A 17,040-nucleotide genomic window follows, 5' to 3' on the forward strand; every position below is an offset into this window, starting at 1 on the left:
GTCCCACAGCTCCCAGAGCGCCTCCTCGGCCGTACCGCCGCCCGCGAGGCGCTCCCGTGCCTTCCGCAGCAGGGCACCCAGACGCTGGGCCCCGCGTGCGTACGACGGATCGTGGGCCACCAGCCGCTCCGGCTCGGCCAGGGCTCGCGCCAGCAACTCGTCGGAGGGCGGCGGCACATGGTTGCCCGCGGCGCGCTCCTCCTCGCGCAGGGCGCGGCCCAGGCGGCGCAGATCGGCGGCGTCCATGCCCGCCAGCGGGGACGCGAGGAGGCTGAGCGCGGTCTCGGTGTCGAGCCAAGGCCTGTCGGGCGAGGGTGCTTCCTGCGCGGGTTCTTCGGAGAAGTCTGCGGCGCCGTCGGGCTCCTCGTCGGGCACGCCCGCTTCTTCAGCCGATGCGCCGACGACTTCGGAGGGTGCGTCCTGGTGGTCCGCCTCCGCGGGTTCATCCGTCTCGACTCGTACTCCCTCGTCGAGACGCACTTCGTCGTCGGGACCCGCATCGTCGTCGGCCCGTACATCCTCGTCGGGACGCGCATCGCCGTCGGCCCGTACATCCTCGTCGGGACGCGCATCCTCGTCAGCCGGTACGTCCTCGTCGGCCTGTGCGTCTGCCGCCGCGCCCACGCCCCCCGAGGTCTCCGCCGTACCCACCGTCCCCGAGGTCTCCGCCGCGGCCACCGCCCTGAGTGCCGTCAGGAGCGGCGACACCGCCGGTTCGTGCCGCAGTGCCAGGTCGTCGCCGTCGATGTCCAGGGGGACTCCGGCCGCGGTGAGGGTGCGGCGGATCGTCGGGATGGTGCGGGAGCCCGCGCGCACCAGGACGGCCATCTCGTTCCAGGGGACGCCGTCCTCCAGGTGGGCGCGGCGCAGGATGTCCGCGATGTTGTCCAGCTCCGTGCCGGGCGTCGGGTACGTGTGGACCTCGACGCGGCCGCCGTCCCGTACGGCGGCAAGCTCCCTGTGGGCGCGTACTTTCTCCGCGGGGAGGCGGGTCAGAGGCATGCGCTGGGTCAGCAGCCGGGTGGCCGCCAAGAGGCCGGCGCCGGACCTGCGTGAGGTCCTCAGGACCTCCATCGGTGCCGATGTACCGTCCGCGCGCGGGAAGGCCTCCGGGAACTGGAGGATGCCGTTCACGTCGGCGCCACGGAACGTGTAGATCGACTGGTCGGGGTCGCCGAAGGCCACGAGGGTGCGGCCGCCGCCCGCGAGCGCGTGCAGCAGCCGCACCTGTGCCGGATCGGTGTCCTGGTACTCGTCCACGAAGACGGCGTCGTACTGGGCGGCCAGGCGCTCGGCGACCTCGGGGCGCCGGGCGAGGAGCACCGCGCGGTGCACCAGTTCCGCGTAGTCGAGGACTCCTTGCATGTCGAGGACGTCGAGGTACTCGGCGAGGAAGGCGGAGGCGGCGAGCCAGTCGGGGCGGCCGATGTGCCGCGCGAAGGCCTGGAGGGCGTCGGGACCGAGGCCCAGTTCGCGGCTGCGGGCGAGGACCGCGCGTACCTCGTCGGCGAAGCCGCGCGTGGTCAGGCAGGCGCGGAGTTCGTCCGGCCAGCGCACATGGGCGAGGCCGAGCCGCTCCAGGCCGGGCTGGCCCGCGAGCAGTTCCCGTACCGCCACGTCCTGTTCGGGGCCGGAGAGCAGCCGCAGCGGCTCCACGAACAGGTCGCTGTCCTGGTGGGCGCGGACCAGGGCGTAGCAGAAGGAGTGGAAGGTCGTCGCCTGGGGCGCGCGGGCCGCTCCTATGCGCAGCGCCATGCGGTCGCGCAGTTCCACGGCGGCCTTGCGGCTGAACGTGAGCACCAGGATCCGCTCGGGGTCCGCGCCGCGCGCGATCCGCGCCGCGACGGACTCCACGAGTGTGGTCGTCTTGCCGGTGCCCGGACCTGCGAGGACGAGCAGCGGGCCGTGCTCGTGGTCAACCGCCGCACGCTGCCCTGCGTCCAGCAGAGGGGGAGCCACCCTGGCCGGCGGGGTACGCACCAGTCGGTAAGCGCCACGGGCCCCCTGTCGCCCCTGGGGGTGCGGCAGGCGCCTGGTGGAGAAAGAGGAGCTCACGTGGTTCGCCGGTCCTGGTGGGTGTGCTTGGGTCTGTCTCTGTCGACGCGGAACGCCGTCGTTCAGCGGTGGTGGTGGGGCGACGGGTGGAGGGCCCCTCGCGCGTTGAGGGCGGTGGCCGCGGGATGAACGGGATGCGCGCCGTCGACGCTACGCCGGTGGATGTGGTGGAAGCAGCGCTTCCTCTTGTTCCCACCAGGCACACGCGTCTCCCGCTTCACGAACGTACGGAATGTCACGGACGTGCCCCGCTTCCCCCGTACGGGCCATCTGTACCCCTCCTGGCAGCTCGATGCCGGAAGCTGTCAGGTGTGACCCTCCGTGCGCCCGCCGCCGTCCCACCGCGCCCTTTTCATGTCGACCCGCGGGAGATGGCCCTCGGAGGCCCTGCTCGCCTCTTTCAGGGGCGTGCCCTCGGCGCGGTAGTGGCCGAGCGCCTCCAGCTCGTGGCCGAGGAGCAGCATGCCGTCCGCGCGTACGACCCGCCACCAGGGAACGGTTCCTCCGTAGAGGGCCATGACGCGGCCGACCTGCCGGGGTCCGCCCTCCTCCAGCCACTCGGCGACATCTCCGTACGTCATGACACGCCCGGGCGGGATCAGCTCGGCGACGTCGAGGACCCGCTCCGCGTACTCCGGCAGGGCGTCCGCCGGAAGGCTCTGCTCGCTCATCCGGCCCATCCTGCCCCAGAGCACCGACATCGTGACGCGGTGGCGACTGTGCGTATCCCTCGCCCCGGAGCAGCGCTTCAGGCAGACTGTGCGACCCCGCATTGCACCCTGATGCCCCCCTGTGTCGGCGGGGCATGCCACCATCGTGCGGGCGGTTATTGGTGATACGAGATCAAGAAGAGACGATGAAACAGCAGGGCGTGCACCCCGAAGACGCGGAGGGCACCTCTGAGGTTTCGTCGCGCCCGGACACCGGCGACGATACGGACGAGCGCACTGCGAACCCGTGCGAGAAGGCCGATCCGACCAAGAAGACGGACCCCGACGGACGAGCCGACGGGCAGGCGGACGCGCACAAGGAGAGGGGCGACGAGGCGGCGGACTGCGCCGACGACGACGCCCACAGCGAAGAGGTCGAGGGCGACGAACCGCTGCTCCCCGCGCGCGTGCACCGCCCTTCCGACCTGATGCGTCTCCTGGTGGGCGTGCTCGCGATCGCCTTGTTGCTGGCGATCGCCGCGTTCGCGCACGGCACGACGTCGGGGCTGGCACAGGACATCAACAAGGGCACCGACGAGGCGCCCGACCTGCTGATCAAGATCGCGGGGCTCGCGTCGAGCATCGTGATCCTTCTGGTGCCGGTCGCGTTCGCCATCGAGCGGCTGATCAAACGCGACGGGCTGCGCATCGCCGACGGTGTGCTGGCCGCCGTCCTCGCACACGGAGTGACACTCGCCACAGACCTGTGGGTCGCCAAGGCCGCACCGGACTCGATCCAGAAGGCGCTCACCCAGCCCTCCCCCGGCGACATCAACGCCCTCACCGACCCGGTGCACGGCTATCTCGCGCCGGTCATCGCGTACATGACGGCCGTCGGCATGTCGCGCCGCCCACGCTGGCGCGCGGTGCTGTGGGTCGTGCTGATGCTCGACGCCTTCTCCATGCTGGTCACCGGCTACACGACCCCGTTCTCGATCATCCTGACCGTGCTGATCGGCTGGAGCGTGGCGTACGGGACGCTGTACGCGGTCGGCTCGCCGAACGTACGGCCCACGGGGCGGACCCTGATGGCGGGCCTGCGGCACGTCGGCTTCCACCCGGTGAGCGCGGCCAGGGACGAGACTCCGGAGGCCCTGGAGGGCGACCGTGGCCGCCGGTACTTCGTGACCCTCCAGGACGGTCCACCGCTGGACGTCACGGTGGTCGACCGCGAGCAGCAGGCACAGGGCTTCTTCTACCGCGTGTGGCGCCGTCTGACGCTGCGCGGCATCACCACGCGCCGCAGTCTCCAGTCGCTGCGCCAGGCCCTGGAGCAGGAGGCCCTCCTCGCGTACGCGGCCATCGCGGCCGGAGCCAACGCGCCCAAGCTGATCGCGACCTCCGAGCTCGGCCCCGACGCCGTGATGCTGGTCTACGAGCACGCCGGTGGGCGCACGCTCGACTCGCTGCCGGACGAGGACATCACCGACGACCTGCTCCGGGACACCTGGCACCAGGTGCAGGCGCTGCAGTCCCGGCGCATCGCGCACCGCAGGCTCGCCGGCGACGCGATCCTGGTGGATCGTTCCGGCACGGTGATCCTCACGGATCTGCGCAACGGCGAGATCGCGGCCGGTGAGCTGCTGCTGCGCATGGACGTCGCCCAACTGGTGACCACGCTCGGCCTGCGGGTCGGCGCGGAACGCGCGGTGGCGTCGGCCGTCGGGGTGCTCGGCCCGGACGCGGTCGCGGACTGCCTGCCCATGCTGCAGCCCATCGCGCTCACGCGCTCCCACCGCGCGACGCTGCGAAAGCTGGCCCGGGAGCGGTCGGAGCGCGAGCGCGAGGCCGTCCTGGAAGCCTCCCGGCAGGCCAAGCTGGCCCGCGCCGAGGAGCACGAGCACACTCCCGAGGCGACCAGGCCCGTCCTGGAGAAGCCCGACAAGAAGGCCGTACGCGCGGAACAACGGGCAGAGAAGCGCGCCATCGACGACGCCCTGGAGGAGGCGCGCGAGGAGGATCTGCTCACCCAGATCCGTCACCAGGTGCTCCTGATCAGGCCACAGGCGCCGGTCGAGCCTGCCCGTCTGGAGCGCATCCGGCCGCGTACGCTGATCAGTTTCATCGCGGGCGCGTTCGGCGCGTACTTCCTGCTGACGCAGCTCACGCACATCGAGTTCGGCACGCTCTTCGACGAAGCCGAGTGGGGCTGGGTCGCCGCGGCCGTGCTCTTCTCGATGCTGAGCTACTTCGCGGCGGCCATGAGCCTGCTGGGCTTCGTGCCCGAGCGCGTGCCGTTCATGCGGACCGTGGCCGCGCAGGTCGCCGGGTCCTTCGTGAAGATCGTGGCGCCCGCGGCGGTGGGCGGTGTCGCCCTCAACACGCGGTTCCTCCAGCGCTCGGGGGTACGGCCGGGGCTCGCGGTGGCGAGTGTCGGCGCGTCGCAGCTGTTCGGGCTGGGCTGCCACATCCTGATGCTGCTCTCCTTCGGCTATCTGACCGGTACCGAGAAGACACCCTCCTTGTCGCCGTCCAGGACCGTCATCGCAGGTCTGCTGACCGTCGCGGTCCTCGTCCTCGTGGTGACCTCGGTGCCGTTCCTGCGGAAATTCGTCGTCACGCGCGTGAGGTCGCTTTTCGCGGGTGTCGTGCCGCGCATGCTGGACGTGCTGCAGCGGCCGCAGAAGCTCCTCACCGGCATCGGCGGCATGCTCCTGCTGACGGCCAGCTTCGTGATGTGCCTCGACGCGTCGGTCCGGGCGTTCGGAACCGAGGGCATGCCCTCGGTGAGCATCGCCAGCGTCGCCGTGGTCTTCCTCGCCGGAAACGCGCTCGGCTCCGCGGCGCCGACCCCGGGTGGCGTGGGTGCGGTCGAGGCGACCCTGACGGTCGGTCTGATCGCCGTCGGGCTCCCCAGCGAGGTCGCGGCGCCCGCCGTCCTCCTGTACCGACTGCTCACGCTGTGGCTGCCCGTGCTGCCGGGGTGGCTGTTCTTCAACCACCTCACGCGCAAGGGCGCGCTCTGACCCCTGAGGTGCCCCTGAGATACCCCTGGGCTGCCCCCTGGGGCACGAGAGCGCGCTCCACAGAGGGACGTAGAGGCTCTCACCCGCACGGCCCGTGCCCCGAGCGTCCCGCCCTGGGCGACCTCAGGATGGGAGCATGCCGAACCCTTCCCCGCTGCGGGCCGCCGCCCTGACCGCCACCGCCGTTCTGCTGTCGGCGGCCCTCGCCGGCTGCGGCGACGGTGACTCCAAGGACGAGGACCTGTCGGCGCAGGAGCTGAACTGGAAGGACTGCCCGGAGCCCTCCGAGGCCGAGGGAGGTGGAGACGCCCCGTCGCCCCTGCCGGACGGTGACACGTGGAAGTGCGCGACCCTCAAGGCACCCCTCGACTGGGACAAGCCCAAAGGGGACACGATCGGGCTCGCACTGATCCGCGCGGAGACGAGCGGCGCCAAGGACAAGCGCATCGGCTCACTGATCTTCAACTTCGGCGGCCCGGGCGGATCGGGTGTGACCACGCTCCCCGCGTTCGGCCAGGACTACGAGCAACTGCGCACCCGCTACGACCTGGTCAGCTTCGACCCCCGGGGCGTCGGCCGCAGCGCGGGCGTGAAGTGCGAGAGCAACGAACAGCTCGACGAGTACTTCCAGCAGGACGCCACCCCCGACGACACGGCCGAGCAGACGACGCTCCTGGACGACACCAAGGAGTTCAACGCGGCCTGCGAGAAGAACTCCGGCAAGACCCTCCCGTACGTTCGCACCACCGACGCGGCCCGCGACATGGACCTGATGCGGCAGGTCCTCGGCGACGACAAGCTGCACTACTTCGGCATCTCGTACGGCACGGAACTGGGCGGCGTGTACGCCCACTTGTTCCCCAAGAGGGTGGGGCGGGCCGTCTTCGACGCGGTCGTGGACCCGACACAGAACTCGGAGCAGGGGTCGCTCGGGCAGGCCAAGGGCTTCCAGCTCGCGCTGGACAACTTCGCCGAGGACTGCACGTCGAAGACGGAGGACTGCCCGCTCGGCGACAGCCCACAGGACGTCAAGGACCGGATCGCCAAACTGCTCACGGACCTCGACAGCAAGCCCATCCCGGGCGTCTTCCCCCGGCAGCTGACCCAGACCGCAGCCACCAGCGGCATCGCGCAGTCCCTGTACTCGAAGGACTTCTGGGAGTACCTGACCGAGGGGCTCCAGCAGGCGTACGACGGTGACGGCAGGGTGCTGATGCTGCTGGCCGACTCGATGAACGGGCGTAATCAGGACGGCGAGTACAGCAACATCGCCGCCGCCAACGTCTCCATCAACTGCGCCGACGACAAGCCCCGCTACACCACCGCCGACGTGCAGGCGAAGCTTCCGGAGTTCCGTGAGGCCTCGCCCCTCTTCGGCGACTATCTGGCGTGGGGCCTGGTCGGCTGCACCGACTGGGCCGTGGCGGGCGCCGCCGACCACCCGGACGTGAGCGCGCCGGGCTCGGCGCCGATCCTCGTGGTCGGCAACACCGGCGACCCTGCGACGCCTTACGAGGGCGCCCGCAAGATGGTGGACTCGCTGGGCAAGGGCGTCGGGGTGGAGCTGACGTACAAGGGCCAGGGGCACGGGTCGTACGACAGCGGAAACAAGTGCGTGCGCGACGCCGTGAACGGCTACCTGCTCAACGGCAAGGTCCCGCCGAGCGGCAAGGTCTGCTCGTGAAATAGCAGGTCAGACGGTTATCCACAGGGCATCACGGCGCTCGCGGCCATCTGCCTACTATTGCCTGACTGTCATCCGCGACATCCGGCGGACGACGCCCGCGAGGGGGGAAGTGTTCATGGCGCGTATCGCACGGTGGACGGCTGTGGCCGCCGCCGCGTTGCTGGTGGCCGGCTGCAGCGGCTCGTCCGGGAACGACGGGGACGAGAGCAAGGACGACGGAAGGCCGCCTGCCGCGGCGCCATCCGACACCACCGGGCTGCCCGCTTCCCTCACTTCTCAGAAGCTCGACTGGGAAGGCTGCAAGGCCACGGGGACGGGCCCCGCTCCGGGCGACGACTGGCGATGCGCGACGCTCAAGGTGCCGCTGGACTGGTCGAAGCCGACGGGCGAGACCATCGGCATAGCGCTGATCCGCAGCGAGTCCAGCGGCTCCTCGGACGAGCGCATCGGCTCGCTGCTGTTCAACTTCGGCGGCCCGGGCGGCTCGGGCGTCGACTATCTGCCGCCGTACGGGCCGACGTTCGCCGAGCTCCACAAGCGGTACGACCTCGTGAGCTGGGACCCACGCGGCGTCGCGGCCAGCGAGGGCGTGCGCTGTCGCGACAACAAGGAGATCCAGACGGCCGAGTCGGTCGACACCACGCCGGACACCTCAGCCGAGGAGACGACGTTCCTCAAGGACGCGGCTGACTTCGGCAAGGGCTGCCAGGCGTCAGCGGGCAAGCTCATGGATCACGTCTCGACGACCGACACGGCCCGGGACATGGACCTGATGCGCCATGTCCTCGGCGACCAGACGATGCACTACTTCGGCATCTCGTACGGCACTGAACTGGGCGGCGTGTACGCCCACTTGTTCCCCAAGAACGTGGGGCGTCTGCTCCTCGACGCGGTCGTCGACCCGAGCGCGGGCACGGTCGGCCACGCCAGGAACCAGGCCAAGGGCTTCCAGCGCGCCCTGGAGGACTACCTCAAGTCGACGGGCCAGGACCCCAAGGAGGGCTCCCAGAAGATCGTGGATCTGCTGAAGCGGATCGACTCCGAACCGCTGCCGACGGCGAGCGGCCGCGACCTCACCCAGCAGCTGGCCCTCACGGGCGTCATCTACCCGCTCTACAGCAAGTCGTCCTGGCCCGCGCTCACCAGCGCACTCGAAGCGGCCGAGGACGGCGACGGTACGGAGCTGCTCGCGCAGGCGGACGGCTACAACGACCGTGACGCGTCGGGGCGCTACGGCACGACGACGCATTCACAACGGGTCATATCGTGCTTGGACGACAAGGAGCGGCCGACGCCCGAGGAGGCGAAGGCGCTGCTCCCCGAGTTCCGGAAGATCTCGCCCGTCTTCGGCGATTCGATGGGCTGGGACACGGCGGGCTGGTGCCACAACTGGCCGGTGGCCGGCCAGTACGAGACGGCGGAGGTGAGCGCGCCCGGCGCGGCGCCCGTCCTGGTGGTGGGCAACACCGGCGACCCGGCGACGCCGTACGAGGGTGCCCGCAAGATGGCCGACGAGCTGGGCAAGGGTGTCGGTGTGCAGCTCACCTGGAAGGGCGAGGGACACGGGGCGTACGGCAGCGGGAGCGACTGTGTCGACAGCACGGTGAACGACTACCTGCTGGACGGGAAGGTGCCGGAGGACGGCAAGGTCTGCGAGTAGCGGCTCGGACGGACCCGGCCAAAAGGGGCCCGGCACACCTGGTGCCGAGCCCCTCGCCGCAAGGCCTGTGCCTGCGAAGCCTGCCCCTAGTAGATGGGCTTCTCCGGCTCGATCTGGTTGACCCAGCCGATCACGCCGCCGCCCACGTGCACGGCGTCCGCGAAACCGGCCGACTTGAGGACCGCGAGGACCTCCGCACTGCGGACACCCGTCTTGCAGTGCAGGACGATCTTCTTGTCCTGCGGGAGGGTCTCCAGGGCGGTGCCCATGAGGAACTCGTTCTTCGGGATCAGCTTGGCGCCGGGGATCGAGACGATCTCGTACTCGTTGATCTCGCGGACGTCGATGATCTCGATGTTCTCGCCGTCGTCGATCCACTCCTTGAGCTGCTTGGGAGTGATCGTCGAGCCGGCGGCCGCCTCCTGGGCCTCCTCGGAGACGACGCCGCAGAAGGCCTCGTAGTCGATGAGCTCGGTGACGGTGGGGTTCTCGCCGCAGACCGCGCAGTTCGGGTCCTTGCGGACCTTGACCTGGCGGTACTGCATCTCCAGGGCGTCGTAGATCATCAGACGGCCGAGGAGCGGCTCACCGATGCCCGCGAGGAGCTTGATGGCCTCGTTGACCTGGATGGAACCGATGGACGCGCACAGCACACCGAGGACGCCGCCCTCGGCGCAGGAGGGGACCATGCCCGGCGGCGGGGGCTCCGGGTAGAGGCAGCGGTAGCAGGGGCCGTGCTCGGACCAGAAGACGGACGCCTGGCCGTCGAAGCGGTAGATCGAGCCCCAGACGTACGGCTTGTTGAGCAGCACGCACGCGTCGTTGACCAGGTAGCGGGTCGCGAAGTTGTCCGTGCCGTCGACGATCAGGTCGTACTGGCTGAAGATGTCCATCACGTTCTCGGCCTCGAGCCGCTCTTCGTGAAGGACCACGTTCACGTACGGGTTGATGCCCAGCACGCTGTCCCGGGCCGACTCGGCCTTGGAGCGGCCGATGTCCGCCTGGCTGTGGATGATCTGGCGCTGCAGGTTCGACTCGTCGACCTCGTCGAACTCCACGATGCCGAGCGTGCCGACGCCGGCGGCGGCCAGGTACATCAGCGCCGGCGAGCCCAGGCCGCCGGCGCCCACACAGAGCACCTTGGCGTTCTTCAGCCGCTTCTGCCCGTCCATGCCCACGTCGGGGATGATCAGGTGGCGGGAGTACCTGCGGACCTCGTCTACGGTGAGCTCAGCAGCTGGCTCGACCAGGGGTGGCAGCGACACGGGGACTCCGTTGGTCGGTCAATCACTACAGTTGTTCTCCCCGTAACACTGCCACGCCCTTCTTCATTCCGAGACACCCGTTCCGATCCGCGAGACGATTTCGTCCCAGTAGCCGGGCATGCTCTCCCAGGGGTCGGCCGAACCCCCGCGATCCGTGCGGTCGGTGAAGTAGATCGTCGAGGCGCCCTGCCAGCGCGCGATGCGCAGCGCCTCGTCGAGATGGCCGCGGGGCACGCTGTGCACGAAGTGGCAGAAGCGCTCGGGCGGGTACTCGGCGGTCCACTCGGCCACCTGCGACCAGCGGTAATCGCTCCAGGGTCCGGCGAAGGTCACCAACTGGTCGGCGGCCTCGGCGTATCCGGGATACGGGTGGGTGCCGTGGCCGAGGACGATGTGGCCCTCGCGGCCCTCGCCGAAGAGCGCACGCAGGGTGGTGGCCGTGCGCCGGACCTCGGGCAGCGCTGTCCGCTCCGTGGGACAGCGGTCCAGGAGGAAGCCGTCGACCTGGTACCAGTCGCGATAGCGGTGCGCGTCGGAGACGAGCTCACCGAAGGCCCGTGCGCCGTACGTCACATCCAGGTGGCCGAGGACACGGACGCCCGCGTTGCGCAGGCGTCCGGCCGCCTCCAGGCAGCGGGGGTCGGGGCGGGTGCCGGGGCCGTCGGCGACGTTCAGGACGACCCAGTGCAAGGGAGTTCCGGGGCGGGTGAGTTCGCCCCATTCGACCGGGGCGACAAGGGGGTGCGCATAGCCGGGGATACCGAAGCCGGCCCGTAAGTCGGTGCTCGCGGTGCCCGTTGCGGTGCTGGTCAGATGCGGCATGCCGCCTCCATCCAGATGTCGGCGAGGGATTCCTCGAGGTTGATCCGGGGTCGCCAGCCGAGCCGGTCGCGTGCGGTGCGCACGTCGGCCTGCTGCCAGCTGCCGCAGCCGTCCGGGTAGGGGTAGGCGGCAGCCGGGGCCGTGTGCTCCGTCTCGGAGCGGGGGTGGCCGATGGACGGCCTGACCGGGACGGGCGGTCCGTCGAGTTCGTGCAGGGCACCGCCGTAGCCGGCGACGCGTGCGAGGACGGAGGCGGCGTCGCGGAGGCGCACGGCACGACCGGATCCGATGTTGATGACGCCCTGCGCGGCGGAGAGGGAGGCGGCATGGACGGCACGGGCGACGTCGCGTACGTCGATGAAGTCGCGTTGGACACCGAGGCCACCGAGCTTGAGCTCGCCGTCGCCGGACTGCATGGCGCGGCGCATGGCCTCGGCGAGGCGGCCGAGGGGCGAGCCGGCCGGGGTGCCGGGTCCGGCGGGCGAGAACACCCGCAGGACGACGGCGTCGAGGCCGGACCCGAGGACCAGTTCGGTGGCGGCGAGCTTGCTGACGCCGTACGGGCCGCCGGGGCGGGGCACGGCGTCCTCGGCCGTGGACGAGCCGGGCTGGCTGGGGCCGTACTCCGCGCCGCAGCCGATCTGCACGAGGCGCGCTCCGCAGCCGCTGCGGCGCAGGGCTTCGCAGACGGTGGCGACGGCGACGGTGTTGTGCCGGGTCAGCTCGCGGGCGCCGCCGCGGGTGGCTCCGGCGCAGTTGACGACGACGCCGGGGTGCACCGCGTCCAGGAAGCGGGTGAGCGCGCCCGGGCTGCCGCTGGCGAGGTCGAAGCGCACGTCCGCGTCGTCGCCCCGGCCGAGCGCGGTGAGCTGCACGGCGGGGTCGGCGAGCAGACGGTCGGCGACGAAGCGGCCCAGGTATCCGTTGGCTCCGATCAGCAGCACCCTCATCGGGCGGCTCCCGGGGCGGACTCTCCGATGCGGAGGGTGATCATCTGGCGTTCTCCTTCAGGGTGTTGCCGTAGGTCGTGCGGAAGGCCCGCGGTGTCGGCCCCGCGGGAAGGGCGCTCGGCGCGGAGGCCGGGCGCCGGGGGTGGTTCACGGTGTGTCGCCGTGTGCCGCGTGGGCCGAGGCCCGGGTGAGGGTCCTGGTCGCGTGGATCAGGAGGACGAGTGCCGCGCCCCCGCACACGAGAGCGGGGACGGAGCCCGGCCCCCAGGCGGCGGCCACGGTCTCGACGGGCCGGGCCAGGAGCGAGCAGCCGGGCAGGCGGCCGGCGAAGACGCTCACCAGTGCCAGCGCCTCGGCCGTGCCCGCGGCCGCGAGGATCACGGCGGGAGCGTGGGTGAAGCCGTGCACGGTGAGGAGCCGGGCGAGCAGCAGAAGCGCGCCGAGGGCACCGGCCGCGGCGTACGCGGGAGGCTCGCCCAGCCATGCCCCGCTGCCGGCGAGCAGTCCGCCCAGGGCACAGAGGAACAGTCCGAACACGCCCAGGAGCAGGGGCCTCACGGAGGACGCGAACTCCTCCAGGCCCCGGCTGGTGGCGAGTCGGCGCCGGGCGCGTACGGCGAAGAGATGGGCGCACCAGGCCGCCGGGGCGACAGCCAGGGTGAGCGCGAGGACGGACGCGAGGGCGATCGGCCAGGGGCTGTCGGAGCCTCCGGTGGGCGGTCCGGCGGGGCCGCCCTCGATGCCCGCGGCGAGCAGGCCGTCGCCGAGGAGCGCGTAAGCGAGGAGCCCGCACGTCCACGCGCGTGTGGACGTGGTCAGGTGCCACGCGCGTGCGGCACGCAGAGGGCCGCGGCATACGGCCGCGCGCAGGCCCATGGAGATGGCGAACACACCCACGACGGCCACCGCGAGACGCGGGCGCCCCTCCGTGAGCCGGAGCCCGGTCACGGTCACCGCGCACAGGGCGCCCGGCAGCAGGGTGAGCAGGGCCCAGTCGGCGCGCACCCTGGGGGTGTCCGGCGCCTCGGGCCGAGGTTCCGTGTCACCGGCGCGGGGCACGCGCGCGTACATCTCCTCGGCGAGCGAGAACACGTCCCGGTGCCGGAAGCGCGTGGCGGTCCGGTCGGTCACACCGTGTGCCTCCAGCCCAGCGGCGATCTCCAGCGGGTCCACCGCGCGCTCGCACAGCTCGCGGTGGCGGTGCATGAGGGCCTTCACGGGGTCGACGGCACCGCGCCGGGCGGAGGGCTTGCGGTCCCCGGCAGCGCCTCCCCTGGCGTAGGTGGACACCTCGCGGTCGGAGCCGGCCGGTTCGCTCCCGTAGGCGGAAGCCTCGCGGCTGACGGAAGCGGCCTCGCCCGCGTGAGCCGACGGCTTCCGGCCGGAAGCCGGAGCCACGCCCGCACCCAAACCCGCACCCGCACCCGCACCGCCACCCACACCCAAACCGCCACCGGCACCGGAAGCGACATCCCACCCGAGCCGGGGGGCATCCGCCACGCTCGGCGCCTCGCGCCGCGCATCCGCCACCCTCGACTCCCCCAACTGCACGTCCACCACGCGGACTTCTCCCGGCTGGACGTCGACCACCCTCGTCTCGCCCACCTCGGCGTCCGGGATCGTCCCCGGCTCCTCGACGCCCATCAGCCACTCCTCGGACCTTGCGTCCCATGCCTCGGGGCGTCCCGGCGCCCGGGTGGCGTCCGCACGCCCCGTCCGTCGTCGTCCGTTCACCGCGCCCCCTCCCCCGCAGGCACGGGCTCGCCGGAAGCGGCCTCGGAGGCGGACCCGAGCGGGACACCCCGGACCTGCGGTCCCGCGGCCCATCCCGGCGCGGGCCTGCCCGCGACCAGTCGGGTGCCGGAGTCGGCCCACCGCCCCGGCACATGGACCTCGGCCGGTATGGCGAACGGCAGGGGCTCGCCCGAGGCGTCGACGAGGACCCGCCGGACCGGACAGCGCGCGATGATCTCCAGGTAAATGCTGTGAAATGCCGCGATGTTCTGCTCGACGGTGAACAGTTCGAGCGCACGCGCGCGTGCCGCCGCGCCGAGGCGCGCACGACGCTCCGGGTCGCGCAGCAGGGAGACGCACGCCTCTGCGAGCGCCCGCGGATTGCGCGGCGGCACCACGAGACCCGTACCGCCGATGACCTCCACGACCGCGCCGACATCGGTGGACACCGTGGCGCGTCCGCAGAACATCGCCTCGACGAGGCTGATCGGGAAGCCCTCGACGACGCTGGACAGGACGACGACGGCACCCGCCTCGTACGCCTCGGGGAGGGTCGGTACCTCCGGTCCGCCGATCTCCTCGAAGGAGACGGGGTTGTCGCCGGCGGTGTGGACGCCGTCCGCCTCGTCGGGGAAGAGCTGCGCGGCGAGTGCCTTGCAGTGCGCCAGGTAGGTCGCGCCCTCCAGCCCTTCGGCCGGTGCGCCGACGATGCGCAAGCGCGTCTTCGGCTCGTCCTTGCGGATCTCGGCGAAGGCGTGCAGCAGCGAGATCAGGTCCTTGGCGGGCTCGATGCGCCCGACCCACACCAGGGTGTCCGCGTCGGCGGCCTCGGCACTCTCGCCCACGTCCGAGAAGCGGGACGCCTCCATGCCGGGATAGACCGTACGGATCCTGGCGCGGTCGGCGCCGCAGCGCTCCTGCCAGCGGCGGGCGTGCGTGTTGCCGGGCGTGATGATCTCGGCCTGCCGGTACGCCTCGGCGGCGAGCCTGCCGTGGAACGCGGCGAGCAGCGCCCGCGCCGAGGACGAGGCCGCCCGGCCCTCCAGATCCTCCCGCGCACCCAGATAGTGCGCCCGCAGCTGCACGCCGTACTCGGTGACGAGCAGGGGCACGCCTGTGAAGTGCCGCGCCAGCAGCCCGGGCAGGGCCGCCGCGCCGCCGGAGGTGGCGTGGCACAGGTCGACCGAGCCGAGCCCGTCGTCCTCGTACCAGTCGAGGGACAGCGGTCTCAGGGTGCGCTCCACCTGGGCGGCGACGGTGAGCAGATCCGGTACGCGTGCGCCGCGTGCGGCACGAAGTGCGCCGGGCGCGCGGCAGGCGCGCTCCAGAGCGCGCACAGCGGTCTCGGAGCGCAGGGCGCCGACCAGTCCGCCCTCGTCCCGGGCGAGTTCCGCGAGCCCGTACAGCGCGCTGCCGAAACGGTCCGCCACAGCCGCGGAGGCACCCCCGGCCGTTCCTCCGCCCTCAGCCGTTCCCGCGGATCCGGCTCCGCAGCAGACCCGGCCGCCCCCTCGAACGCGGCGGATCCCACGGGCGCGTCCCCGGCGCACACGGCCGCCGCCAACTCCTCGTAACACTCGGCGAACCGCCGCCGCGCCCGTCGCCCATATCCGACACCGTCGTCCTCGGCGGTCCACAGCGGTGCGGTGCGTACGCGGCTGACCTGGGGCGGGAGCTCGATCCAGCCCTCGTCCTCCTGTTGCTCGCTGCGGCTGAGCGCGTAGATGTCGAACTCGTGCTGCCCGAGCCCGCGCACGAGCCGGTCGCACCAGAGCCTGGCGTCACCGCTCACATACGGATAGCCACCCTCCGTAAGCAGTCCGATGCGCACGAGCGCACCCCCGATCTCCCGTATGGGGAGCCGCCGTTGACCCGGCGGCTCGCAGCGGGACGAACGTATGCGGACATGACGGTGGCGCGATGGACGGTTGTCCATCGCGCCACCAAAAGGGGTGAACGGTCGTAACTTTCGCGTGCGGGTCGCGTTCTGTCGCGCTAAGAGATCAATCGAACACGTTTCGTCATGTCACGGCCCGTCGGTCTCCGGCGAAATGCCGTCGGTTCCCGGGGAAAGGCGTCAGCTCCCGGGGAACGCCCAGGGGTTGGGCCGGCAGCGGATTCCGTCGCGGTCGAGGAACTTGGTCTGCTGCTGCATGACGGGGGCGAGCGCACCGTCCACACTGCAGCCCACATGGCCGAAGCCGAGCCGGTGGCCGATCTCGTGGTTGATCAGCATCTGGCGGTACGCGTACATCTTGTCGCCGTACGTCTCGGAACCCTGGGCCCAGCGGTACGCGTTGATCATCACGCGTTCGGTGGCGGCCGAGTCGCAGGAGACGTTGTCCTCGGTGGTGTCGAGGCCCGACTTGGCACACCAGAACGCCGTCGTCCCAGGACTTGCGAGGGTGATGACGAAGTCGGGCTTCCCGGAGGAGACCCGCTCGAAGGTGCGGCCGCCGTCGTGGGCCCAGCTCCGGTCGTCGTTCAGGGTCTTCTGCACGGCCTCCGCGAAGAGCCCGCCGTCGAGGCCGAGTCCCTTCTCGACGTCGACGCGGTAGGTGTACTTCCGCCCGGTTCCAGGCGCCTTGTCGAATCCGGGGACCGCGTCGAATTCCCCGGAGCCCTTGAGATCGGCCGCCAGGGGATACTTCTTCGCCATCTGCTGGGAGTACGACAGCGTGACCGCACCCGCGCCCGCCGATGCGGACGGCACCGGCCGGCTGTCGGTGCGCGACGCCGAGTCCTTGGCCTCCCGGTCGGCGCCACTCGCGGACTGCGGGCGTACGGAGTCGTCCTCGCGCCCCCCGGTGACCTGCCCGGCCACGACGACGGCCAGGACGGTGGTGACGGCGGCGGCCGCGATGCCGGTGAAGGCCCGGCCCTTGCCTCCCCTGGCCTTCTCGGGCCGCGCGTCCGGGGGTTCCTGATCGCCCGGGGCCACCTTGTGCTCGACCTCGTCGTCCCAGACGGTGACGGAGGCGTAGGGGTCCGCGCGAAGCGTTGCCGTGGCGGCCGAACGGGGCGCGAAGGAGTCGTCGCCCTGGTCGAAGGCGTCGACGTAAGCCTGCCGGGGGCCACCGGCTCCCGACCCGGGCGGCGCGAACCGCTGCCGGGGAACCGTCGGGCCGGGCCGGCCCGGCGGCCCGCCCTGACCTTATCCGGGCCCGGGCCGCACTGCCCCGGGAGGCCCT

Annotated in this window: 10 protein-coding genes and 1 pseudogene; 3 read left to right on the forward strand and 8 right to left on the reverse strand. The window is 71.5% G+C overall.

Features of this window, described 5'->3' with window-relative positions; all coding sequences use genetic code 11:
- Both O3Q52_RS29640 and O3Q52_RS29645 read right to left on the reverse strand, forming a co-directional pair.
- A partial coding sequence (locus O3Q52_RS29640; RefSeq protein WP_269651762.1) for a UvrD-helicase domain-containing protein occupies positions 1-2,055 on the reverse strand: 2,055 nt, incomplete at its 3' end.
- A gap of 305 nt (positions 2,056-2,360) precedes the next feature.
- Positions 2,361-2,726: an MGMT family protein gene (locus O3Q52_RS29645; protein ID WP_332112953.1), complete on the reverse strand. Its 366-nt coding sequence runs from the start codon at positions 2,724-2,726 to the stop codon at positions 2,361-2,363.
- A 185-nt stretch (positions 2,727-2,911) separates the two neighbouring features.
- Here O3Q52_RS29645 and O3Q52_RS29650 point away from each other — a divergent pair, with 185 nt between their 5' ends.
- From O3Q52_RS29650 to O3Q52_RS29660, 3 genes are all read left to right on the forward strand, one after another.
- The gene (locus O3Q52_RS29650) at positions 2,912-5,731 is read left to right on the forward strand and encodes a lysylphosphatidylglycerol synthase transmembrane domain-containing protein (protein WP_269651764.1); all 2,820 of its coding nucleotides are present in this window, start codon (positions 2,912-2,914) and stop codon (positions 5,729-5,731) included.
- Positions 5,732-5,867: 136 nt separating this feature from the next.
- Entirely contained in the window at positions 5,868-7,415 is a 1,548-nt protein-coding gene (locus tag O3Q52_RS29655) for an alpha/beta hydrolase (protein WP_269651765.1), read from the forward strand.
- A 118-nt stretch (positions 7,416-7,533) separates the two neighbouring features.
- A complete protein-coding gene (locus tag O3Q52_RS29660; RefSeq protein WP_269651766.1) occupies positions 7,534-9,078 on the forward strand; it encodes an alpha/beta hydrolase in 1,545 nt (514 codons plus the stop codon).
- An 86-nt stretch (positions 9,079-9,164) separates the two neighbouring features.
- Here O3Q52_RS29660 and moeZ read toward each other — a convergent pair whose 3' ends face one another.
- From moeZ to O3Q52_RS29690, 6 genes and pseudogenes are all read right to left on the reverse strand, one after another.
- Positions 9,165-10,343 carry an adenylyltransferase/sulfurtransferase MoeZ gene (moeZ, locus tag O3Q52_RS29665; protein WP_143636513.1) on the reverse strand — a complete coding sequence of 393 codons (1,179 nt, stop codon included), beginning with the start codon at positions 10,341-10,343 and terminating at the stop codon, positions 9,165-9,167.
- Positions 10,344-10,406: 63 nt separating this feature from the next.
- Positions 10,407-11,165, reverse strand: a complete 759-nt coding sequence (locus O3Q52_RS29670) for a spherulation-specific family 4 protein (RefSeq protein ID WP_269651767.1) — start codon at positions 11,163-11,165, stop codon at positions 10,407-10,409.
- Entirely contained in the window at positions 11,153-12,115 is a 963-nt protein-coding gene (locus O3Q52_RS29675) for an NAD(P)-dependent oxidoreductase (RefSeq protein WP_269651768.1), read from the reverse strand. The genes O3Q52_RS29670 and O3Q52_RS29675 overlap by 13 nt, the downstream gene beginning before the upstream one ends.
- Positions 12,116-12,262: 147 nt before the next feature.
- The gene (locus tag O3Q52_RS29680; RefSeq protein WP_332112954.1) at positions 12,263-13,849 is read right to left on the reverse strand and encodes a hypothetical protein; all 1,587 of its coding nucleotides are present in this window, start codon (positions 13,847-13,849) and stop codon (positions 12,263-12,265) included.
- Positions 13,846-15,621: pseudogene (locus tag O3Q52_RS29685) on the reverse strand (glycosyltransferase); the annotation flags it as partial. The pseudogene O3Q52_RS29685 and the gene O3Q52_RS29680, both read right to left, overlap by 4 nt.
- A gap of 305 nt (positions 15,622-15,926) precedes the next feature.
- Complete coding sequence (locus O3Q52_RS29690) at positions 15,927-16,790, reverse strand: DUF3152 domain-containing protein (RefSeq protein WP_332112955.1); 864 nt, start codon at positions 16,788-16,790, stop codon at positions 15,927-15,929.
- Positions 16,791-17,040 lie beyond the last annotated feature (250 nt).

Origin of the sequence: Streptomyces sp. ActVer, assembly GCF_027270795.1 — a bacterium.
GTDB classification, from domain to species: Bacteria; Actinomycetota; Actinomycetes; order Streptomycetales; family Streptomycetaceae; genus Streptomyces; species Streptomyces umbrinus_A.

Coding starts and splice junctions, on each gene's coding strand:
- O3Q52_RS29645 (WP_332112953.1), bottom strand. CDS start 2,726: ATGAGCGAGCAGAGCCTTCCGGCGGACGCCCTGCCGGAGTACGCGGAG.
- O3Q52_RS29650 (WP_269651764.1), top strand. CDS start 2,912: ATGAAACAGCAGGGCGTGCACCCCGAAGACGCGGAGGGCACCTCTGAG.
- O3Q52_RS29655 (WP_269651765.1), top strand. CDS start 5,868: ATGCCGAACCCTTCCCCGCTGCGGGCCGCCGCCCTGACCGCCACCGCC.
- O3Q52_RS29660 (WP_269651766.1), top strand. CDS start 7,534: ATGGCGCGTATCGCACGGTGGACGGCTGTGGCCGCCGCCGCGTTGCTG.
- O3Q52_RS29670 (WP_269651767.1), bottom strand. CDS start 11,165: ATGCCGCATCTGACCAGCACCGCAACGGGCACCGCGAGCACCGACTTA.
- O3Q52_RS29675 (WP_269651768.1), bottom strand. CDS start 12,115: ATGAGGGTGCTGCTGATCGGAGCCAACGGATACCTGGGCCGCTTCGTC.